This is a genomic window from Acidovorax sp. CF316 (assembly GCF_000276605.1).
Taxonomy (GTDB): domain Bacteria; phylum Pseudomonadota; class Gammaproteobacteria; order Burkholderiales; family Burkholderiaceae_C; genus Acidovorax.
This window is the reverse complement of record NZ_AKJX01000245.1, coordinates 1-5,367: the sequence shown is the minus strand read 5'-3', so window position 1 is coordinate 5,367 and position 5,367 is coordinate 1. Positions and strand designations below refer to the sequence as shown.

The window sequence follows — 5,367 nt, the reverse complement described above, 5'->3', positions numbered from 1 at the left end:
GCGCCGCCGGGCGCACATCCCGGCCCCCGCCCTCAACACAACAACCGAAACCACCACAACCAACCAGCAAACAACTGGCGCAATTCTTCAAGACACCCCACCCCCACGCCCCAGACACTCCCCCCACACCCACAGCAAAGGCCCCGAGACACGCCATGCACCTCACCATCAACGGACAAACCCACCCAGTCCCCACTGGCTGGGGACAAGAACCCCTCCTCTGGATCCTGCGCGAAACCGCCGGCCTCGTCGGCACCCGCTTCGGCTGCGGCGTAGGCCTGTGCGGCGCCTGCACGGTGCTCGTGGATGGCGAGGCCGCGCGCGCCTGCCTGCTCACGGCAGAGGCCCTGCAAGGCCGGTCCATCACCACCATCGAAGGCCTGGCCAGTGCAGACGGCAAACTGCACCCCGTGCAGCAGGCCTGGGTGGCGCACAAGGTACCCCAGTGCGGCTACTGCCAGAGCGGCCAGATCATGGGTGCCGTGGCGCTGCTGCGCGCCACGCCCCGGCCCGATGACGCGCAGATCGACGCGGCCATGGCCGGCCACCTGTGCCGCTGCGGCACACAGCGGCGCATACGGGCCGCCATCCACCAGGCAGCCCACCAAAGCGGGGGAGCGCCAGCATGATGATGAAGCGCCGCCACCTGCTGGCCGGCGCGGGGCTGGCCAGCATCACCGTGGTCTTCAGCGCCGGCTGCTCGCTGGTGCCCGTGATCCCCAAGCGCCCCACCCCGACCACCGAAAACGCCCAGGGCTGGATACGCCACGATGCCGATGGCCGCTACACCCTGTGGATGCCCTGCACCGAGATGGGCCAGCAGATCAGCACCGCGCTGCAGGCCCTGGCCGCGGCCGAGCTGGGCGTGGCGCCCCAGGCCGTGCAACTGCGCCTGCCCGGCACCGGCGACATCGCGCGCGTGCGCGCCACCGTGGGCAGCGCCAGCGTGCAGGACTTTGCCCTGCCCCTGGCCCAAGCCTGCGCCACCCTGCGCGAGGCACTGGCCAGCGGCGTTGCCACTGCGGCAGGCAACAGCACCCTGCCAGCCCAGCCGCTGCCGGCCAGCGCGCTGCGCAGCTTCCAGGCGCTGGCGGCACGGCCCATGGAGCAGCAGGCAGCGCCCGGGCAACTGCACGCCATCGTCACCGGCCAGCCGCTGTTCGCAGGCGACACGCGCCTGCCCGGCATGCTCTATGGCCGCGTGCTGCGCGCGCCGGTGTCGGCCGAGCTGGACGCACGCCCCGGCGCGATGGACGAGGCCGCAGCGCGCGCCGACCCGGCCTGCATCGCCGTGGTGCGCAGCCCGCTGCTGCTGCAGATGAACAGCCTGGGCGTGGGCATCGTGGCGCGCAGCCCGTCGGCGCTGGACCGCATCGAGGCCGCGCTGGCCGTGCAGTGGCAGGTCGATGAAGGCGGTGGCTTCGAGGCAGAAGCCATTGCCACACGCATCGACATCGACCGGCACCTGGCGCGGGGCGCCCTGCGCCATGTGCCGCGCGGCGACACCATGCCCGAGGGCGAGGCCTGGAGCATCGACCTGCGCATGGACATCCCCCTGGCAGCGCACGCGCCCATCGAGCCGCGCAGCGCCACCGCGGCCTGGAGCCCCCAGGCACAGAAGAACGAACCCGTGCTGCGCGTCTGGGCCGGCACGCAGGACCTGTTCTATGTGCGCGACGTGCTGGCGCGCCATCTGGCGCTCGATGCCGAGCGCATCGAGGTGCAGGCCTGCCGCGTGGGCGGCGGCTTTGGCGGGCGCACGCTGTGCACGGTGGAGCTCGAGGCGGCCGTGCTCGCCCAGGCCGTGGGTGCGCCTGTCAAGGTGCACTGGAGCCGCGCGCAGGAGTTTGCCCAGGGCTTCCAGCGCCCGCCGTCGAGCCACCGGGTGCGGGCGCGCGTGCGCCAGGGCCGTGTCACGCACTGGTGGCATGCGTTCGCCAGCAGCCACATCCTCTTCACCCCCGCGGCCATGCCGCCGTGGATGCAGGCCCTGGCCGACTTCGCGGGCGACAGCGGCGTGGCACGCGGCTCGCAGCTGGCCTATGCCGTGCCGCAGCAGCGCACCGAGTTCACGGCCCAGCGCCTGCCGGTGCACACCGGCCCCTGGCGCGGCCTGGGCGCGGGCCCCAACACCCTGGTGGTGGAAAGCGCCATGGACGAATGCGCGCGCCAGGCCCGCGCCGACCCGCTGGCCTGGCGCCTGGCCCACACCACAGACAAGCGCCTGGCCGCCGCCTTCGAGCGCGTGGCGCGCGAGGCGCATTGGAAAAACCGCCCCACCAGCGACGCCACCACCTTGCGCGGGCGCGGTATCGCGGGCGGTATCTACAAGGGCGTGAGCTATGCCGCCGCCGTGGCCGACGTGGCGGTGGACCGCGCCAGCGGCCAGGTGCGCGTGACGGCGATCGGGTGCGCCCACGACTGCGGCCTGGTCCTGCAGCCCGACGGCGTGCGCGCCCAGACCGAGGGCAACCTGGTCTGGTGCCTGGGCATGGTGCTGCACGAGGAGATGCCGGTGGCCGCATCGCGCGTGGCCGCCGCCACCTTTGCCGACTATGCGCTGCCGCGCATGGGCGATGTACCGCCGCTGCATGTGCACCTGGTCGAGAGCGGCGCACCGCCCACCGGCGCGGGCGAGACCGCCATGGTGGCCGGCGCGGGCGCCATTGCCAACGCGCTGCGCGACGCCACGGGCCACCGCTTCACGCGCTTTCCGGTGCGCAGCACCGACGTCTTGCAGGCGTTGAAGGGCTGAGGCCTTCACAATGCCCGGCATGCAGGACGACGAGCACAACGATTTCGCCAGCGCCGCCATGGTCCGCCTGCTGGTGCGCGCCATGGCCGCGCAGGGCCTGGCGCTGCCGGCCGGCCTGCCCGCGCCCGCCGCCCTGGCCGGCAGCCATGTGCCGCTGGACTGCAAGCGCAGCGTGGTGCAGGCCGTGCTGGCGCAAGGCGGCCCGGCGCTGCTGCTGAACCTGGCGCGCCAGGTGCACTGGCTGCAGGGCGACCCCGTGCACCGGGCCCTGCTCGGCGCGGGCGACATCCCCGGCCTGCTGGCCCGCTGGCAGCGGCTGGAGCGCTACGTGCATTCGGGCCACCAGGTGAGCCTTCTGTCGCAGGACCCGGGCCGCATCGGCCTGCACCACCATGCACGCCCCGGCAAAGGGGGTGCACCGCTGCCGCCCGAGAGCCTGGCTGTGCTGGGTGTGCTGCTGGGCAGTTGCGAGGCATTGGGCACCGCAGGCCTGGCCGTCCAGCTGGGCCTGGGCGATGGCAGCCCCGCACTGCCGCTGGCCGCCGGCCCCGAACAGGCGGCCCTGTTGGCCATCGCCATGGCCCGGGGCCAGGCCAGCCATTGGACCTTGCACTGGCAACCCGCCGCCGAGAGCCATGTGCCACCCACCCCGGCAGGCGCGAACCCGCAGGCCGCGCTGTGCGACGCCCTGCCCTGGCCGCCGCTGGCGCACCAGATCGCGCGCCGTGTGCTGCACGATCCGGCGGGCGAGCACCCGGTGCACGCACTGGCCCGGTCGCAGGGCCAGGCCAGCCGCACCCTGCAACGCCACCTGGCCGCGCACGGCCTGAGCTGCCGCAGCATCGCCACCGAGGCCCGCACCCGGGCCGCCGCGCAGTGGCTGCTGGACACGCCCCATGGCATCGCCGAGATCGGTTTCGCCTGCGGCTTTGCCGACCAGCCCCACTTCACGCGCGAGTTCGCGCGCCAGGTGGGCATGACGCCGGCACGCTACCGGCAGGCGTTTGGAGCGGTATAGCAGCCACCCGACCTGTACCAACCCACCCATGCGAAAAGTGGATGGCATGAGATAAGCAACAGGCATCGCTGGCGGGGATTTTTCCTCCTCTAATAGGCCGTATTCCCACAGCGAAAAGCCATGACGCCATGTTGATAGCGCATACACCACCGGACATTTACGCCCCCATCGGGCCTTATGCCCAGGCCATCGAGGCGACCGCAGCCAAGCGCCTGCTGTTCATCAGCGGCACCATGGGCCTGGAGCCGGACGGCAGCCTGGCCAAGACCTTCGAAGCCCAGGCCAACCGGGTGTGGGCCAACATCGATGCCACCCTGGCGGCGGCAGGCATGGGTCGCAGGAACCTGGCCAAGCTGACCATCTGGCTGGCGAACCACGACGACTGGCGCCTGGGCGCCGAGATCCGCCAAAGGTACCTGGGTGTGCACAAGGTGGCGATGTCGGTGGTTCAGGTAGGCCTGGTGCACCCGGACTGGTTGATCGAAGTCGACGCCATCGCGGTGGAGTGAGCCATGCAGACATTCGAACTCAATGGCCGCCCCGTGGAACTGGACCTGCCGCAGGACATGCCCTTGCTGTGGGCCCTGCGGGACGTGGTGGGCCTCACCGGCACCAAGTTTGGTTGCGGCCTGGCGCTGTGCGGCGCCTGCACGGTGCACCTCGATGGCGTGGCGGTGCGCTCCTGCCAGACGCCGGTGTCTGCAGCAGCGGGCAAGCGGGTCACCACCATCGAGGCGATCGGCGACACGCCCACGGGCCGCAAGGTGCAGAAGGCGTGGCTCGATGAGGCCGTGGTCCAGTGCGGATACTGCCAGTCGGGGCAGATCATGTCGGCCTGCGCACTGCTGAACCAGACACCAAAGCCCAACGACGAAGAGATCGACGCAGCGATGTCCGGCAACATCTGCCGCTGCGGCACCTACTCGCGCATCCGCGTGGCCGTCCATCGCGCGGCGGGTACAGACGCCAAGTCAGGGGTCAAGGCATGATCAGCGCACTGTTTCCCACCAGGCAATCGCACGGCGTTGCCGTGGACCACGGCCAGGCAGACACCGATGCCCCCGCGCCCAAGCTATCGCGCCGGGTGTTCCTGGCAGCGGGCAGCGCCTTGGCGATCGGCGTCGCCGTGCGCGAGGGCCTGGGCCCGCTGGCGCATGCCGCACCAGGGCCATCGTCGTTCGAGCCCAATGCCTTCATCCGCATCGGCACCGATGACACCATCACCCTGACCATGGCCCGTGTCGAGATGGGCCAGGGCATCTACACCGCACTGGCCATGCTCATCGCCGAAGAGCTGGAAGTCCCGCTGGCCAGCGTCGAGCTGGCCCATGCCCCGGCCGACGCGGCGCGCTACGGCAACCCCCGGGCGGGTGGCGCACAGATCACCGGTGGCTCGAACTCCATCATGGGCGCCTGGGAACCCATGCGCACCGCTGGCGCAACGGCACGCATGATGCTCGTCAGCGCCGCCGCGCAGGAATGGGGGGTGCCAGCGGCAGAATGCACGGCACAGGCCGGCACCGTGCGCCACCCGGCCACCGGCCGCCAGCTGCGCTATGGCCAGCTCACGCAGCGCGCGGCGGGCCTGCCGCTG

General features: G+C 71.7%; 6 protein-coding genes. All 6 read left to right on the top strand.

From position 1 onward, the window contains the following. Positions 1-155 precede the first annotated feature (155 nt). Entirely contained in the window at positions 156-629 is a 474-nt protein-coding gene (locus PMI14_RS28560) for a (2Fe-2S)-binding protein (RefSeq protein ID WP_007860159.1), read from the top strand. After that, positions 626-2,755 (top strand): xanthine dehydrogenase family protein molybdopterin-binding subunit, encoded by a 2,130-nt coding sequence (locus PMI14_RS28555; RefSeq protein WP_007860157.1) that lies wholly within the window; start codon positions 626-628, stop codon positions 2,753-2,755. The genes PMI14_RS28560 and PMI14_RS28555 overlap by 4 nt, the downstream gene beginning before the upstream one ends. A gap of 10 nt (positions 2,756-2,765) precedes the next feature. Continuing rightward, positions 2,766-3,773 (top strand): AraC family transcriptional regulator, encoded by a 1,008-nt coding sequence (locus tag PMI14_RS28550; RefSeq protein ID WP_007860155.1) that lies wholly within the window; start codon positions 2,766-2,768, stop codon positions 3,771-3,773. 128 nt (positions 3,774-3,901) lie between these two features. Next, positions 3,902-4,282 (top strand): RidA family protein, encoded by a 381-nt coding sequence (locus PMI14_RS28545; RefSeq protein ID WP_007860153.1) that lies wholly within the window; start codon positions 3,902-3,904, stop codon positions 4,280-4,282. 3 nt (positions 4,283-4,285) lie between these two features. After that, positions 4,286-4,762, top strand: coding sequence for a (2Fe-2S)-binding protein (locus PMI14_RS28540; protein ID WP_007860151.1), 477 nt, complete (start codon positions 4,286-4,288; stop codon positions 4,760-4,762). After that, the coding region (locus PMI14_RS28535; RefSeq protein ID WP_007860149.1) for a molybdopterin cofactor-binding domain-containing protein at positions 4,759-5,367 on the top strand (609 nt) is incomplete at its 3' end. The genes PMI14_RS28540 and PMI14_RS28535, both read left to right, overlap by 4 nt.